The 3,013-nt window shown below is 55.3% G+C and carries 4 protein-coding genes and 1 pseudogene; all 5 read right to left on the reverse strand.

Going from position 1 to position 3,013, the window contains the following annotated elements; all coding sequences use genetic code 11:
* A pseudogene (locus tag ACPLUI_RS12795) lies at nt 1–134 on the reverse strand (UDP-glucose 4-epimerase GalE); the annotation flags it as partial.
* Between the two features lie 3 nt (nt 135–137).
* Nucleotides 138–377 (reverse strand): VanZ family protein, encoded by a 240-nt coding sequence (locus ACPLUI_RS12800; RefSeq protein ID WP_424660641.1) that lies wholly within the window; start codon nt 375–377, stop codon nt 138–140.
* Nucleotides 378–486: 109 nt separating this feature from the next.
* On the reverse strand, nt 487–951 hold the full coding sequence (locus ACPLUI_RS12805; RefSeq protein WP_424660642.1) for a type II toxin-antitoxin system VapC family toxin: 465 nt from the start codon (nt 949–951) through the stop codon (nt 487–489).
* A 379-nt stretch (nt 952–1,330) separates the two neighbouring features.
* A complete protein-coding gene (gene galE / locus ACPLUI_RS12810; RefSeq protein ID WP_424660643.1) occupies nt 1,331–2,350 on the reverse strand; it encodes a UDP-glucose 4-epimerase GalE in 1,020 nt (339 codons plus the stop codon).
* A gap of 12 nt (nt 2,351–2,362) precedes the next feature.
* The gene (locus ACPLUI_RS12815) at nt 2,363–2,863 is read right to left on the reverse strand and encodes a VanZ family protein (RefSeq protein WP_424660644.1); all 501 of its coding nucleotides are present in this window, start codon (nt 2,861–2,863) and stop codon (nt 2,363–2,365) included.
* Nucleotides 2,864–3,013: the final 150 nt, after the last annotated feature.

The raw sequence follows: 3,013 nt of genomic DNA on the forward strand, positions 1-3,013 counted from the left end.
GCCGCCAGGTCAGTGACGTGGATGTAGTCCCGCATGCAGGTCCCGTCCGGCGTGGAATAATCGGTGCCAAAAATGGTCACTTTCGGGCGCAGCACCAGGGCCGCCTGCAGTACCAGGGGAATGAGGTGGGTTTCGGTCTAGCGCCACTCGTCCAGGGAGGCCACCAGAACCAGGATCATCCCCGCCACAAACCAGCGTCTCTTATTCAGCCCTTGCAGGGCAGCGGCCAGCGACAGGCCCAGTGCTCCGTAAATTACCACATGCGCTCCCTTGCGCAGCAGAACTGGATGAAATCCGCTGGAGCTCGGCGGTTGTTCACGGGCTGGCCACGGTAGGAAAAGCTTACCGGCGGCAGAACCCGCACCTCCTCCACACAAATGAAAACGCCGGCAGCTCTACACCTACCGGGTCTGACCGCTTTCTTTGTTAACTAATTGTTCTTCAGCATCGCCTCGTTAAGAGCCTACAAGCTGTATTAGATTTTGTTTATGAAGTTACGTCAGCCTCATACTGATACGGAACCACTATTTTCAAATCCGGATGCGGGACATATTTAAAATCGTCCGGGTTTCTGGTATATAGCGGCAATTTATAGGCTATGGCGATGGCCGCTATGTAACAATCTTCTACGTGGTGTTCACGGTACTCGGCAGAGTGGCGTGATAGGAGGCCCGCAATGTAAGCAACTTCCTTGTTGGTATCGAGAATGTCACACATTAAAGGGAGATTTTCCAGTATTCGTTTTTCTTCTTGCGCTGATATATTCTTATATTGAAGCAGTTCTTTTAAAGTGTGACATGATATGGCCAATTCTACACCCCGTTCAATCGACTGGTCAATGAATTGGTCCGCTTGCTGGCAACAATATGCTTGCCGCTGATTTTTAGGGCGGGAACTTCTTTGCGAACGAAAATAATCAACCAAAATATTGGTATCCAGCAAAATTCGCATGAGTTACCGCCCCGAAAAGAAGGAATCATCCTTATCAGCCCAAATACCCTTTAATGCTTCGGCAGCTGCTTTCCTCCGGGCAATCTGCCTCCGCTTCCAGGGATTTATAATGATATATACAGATTTTTTAGAGGTGGTTTCCGATTGTTTTTGTTTTTTGGGACTAAACATAGCGAACACCCCTGAAGATTATCCTTCGACTAAATTGTGAATTCCTCTCATAACCCGCTAAATCTCTTTGAGTTGCTTTACTCCAGTTGATTTTTTAGTTTTCACTAATAGAATCACTAATAGGATTATCCCATGAATTTATACTGCTGTAAAGTCACTTCCCATGTCATTCCCCTACTGGTACCTGCTTAAATTTAACACGGCCAGGTCAATCATGAAAGCCCGTCTCACTCCCATCTCCATAGCCCTCCGGGTGCCGCCGGTGCCACTCCCAGGCCGTGCGGACGATGGTTTCCAGGTCGCCGTAGCGGGGGCGCCAGCCCAGCTCTTCCCTGATGCGCCGGGAGGAGGCCACCAGCACCGCCGGGTCCCCCGGCCGCCGTGCTCCTTCCTCTACCGGGAAGTTCCGCCCGGTCACCCGCTTTGCCACCTCCACCACCTCCCGAACCGAGTAGCCCTGCTCGTTACCCAAATTGTATGCCCCCGAAAGAAGCTCGCCCGCCAGGGCCCGCAGCGCCAGCACATGGGCCGCCGCCAGGTCAGTGACGTGGATGTAGTCCCGCATGCAGGTCCCGTCCGGCGTGGGATAATCGGTGCCAAAAATGGTCACTTTCGGGCGCAGCCCCAGGGCCGCCTGCAGCACCAGGGGAATGAGGTGGGTTTCGGGCTGGTGGTCCTCACCCAGTTCGCCCTCCGGGTCGGCTCCGGCGGCGTTAAAGTACCGCAGGATGATGTACTTTAAACCGTAGGCAACGCCGTACCAGCGCAGCGCTTCCTCAAAGGCCAGCTTGGTGGCCCCGTAGGGGTTGGTGGGGACCAGGGAGTGGCCCTCTTCAATGGGCACCCGCACCGGCTCTCCGTAAACGGCAGCGGTGGAAGAAAAGATAAAATAAGGGACCCGCGCTTCCCTTACCGCCTCCAGGAGAGACAGGCCCTTGACCACGTTGTTATGGTAATAAAGGGACGGTTCGGCCACCGATTCCCCCACCAGGCTCAGCGCAGCAAAGTGGAGGACGGCCTGAACGCCGCGCGCTCTCAGCAGCCCTACCACCAGCTCCCGGTCCGCAATATCACCCCATACGAATTCAGCCCCGGCGAGCACCCGCGCCACCGCACGGTGACCGCGGGAAAGGTTGTCCACCACCGTCACCTTATAACCAGCCCGGAGCAGTTCCTTTACCGTATGGCTGCCGATGTAGCCGGCCCCGCCGGTAACCAGAACGTGCATAAAATGCCTCCTCTACACCTGCAGGTTTTTGCTTTTTTTCGAAAAGAAAAAGGCCAGGACCGTGTAGCCAGTCAGGTCCACCAGTACGTCCACTGCCCGGCCGGTGCGGCCGGGGACAAAGGTCTGGTGCCACTCGTCCAGGGCGGCCACTAAGACCAGGATTACCCCGGCCAGCACCCAGCGCCGCCGGCCGACAGAACCGGCACCGTCCAGGGCGGCGGTCAATGACAGGCCCAGTGCGCCGTAAATTACCACATGCGCCCCCTTGCGTAGCCAGAACTGGATGAAGTCCGCCGGGGCACGGCGGTTGTCCACCAGCTGGCCGCTGTAGGAAAAGCTTACCGGCGGCAGTTCCCGTACCCGCTTCACCAAGCCGGCGTGGCGCCAGATCTCCGGCCGCAGGTCCTGCTCGGCAAAGGGCTGGCTGGAAAAATAGGCGATGGCCAGCAGGCAGGTCCCAACCAGCAGCCACCGCCACCATTGTTTTTGAACTTTTAATGCCAACAGCAACACCCGACCCCATCCCAGTTTATTTTCATGAAATTTTTATCATTTATGAAAAAAGTTCCCTGATTAAATCTTCCCTGGAGACTTTCAAATGATCGGCTACGTAAGCGTCAAATACAACCCACCTTGGCATAATACCCAAGTTTAAGGGATAAT

It is taken from the genome of Desulfofundulus sp. (assembly GCF_049701015.1).
Lineage (GTDB): Bacteria > Bacillota > Desulfotomaculia > Desulfotomaculales > Desulfovirgulaceae > Desulfofundulus.

What these genes read in the sequence shown, in the direction of transcription:
- ACPLUI_RS12805 (WP_424660642.1), bottom strand. Translation starts at nt 951, where the DNA reads ATGCGAATTTTGCTGGATACCAATATTTTGGTTGATTATTTTCGTTCG.
- galE (WP_424660643.1), bottom strand. Translation starts at nt 2,350, where the DNA reads ATGCACGTTCTGGTTACCGGCGGGGCCGGCTACATCGGCAGCCATACG.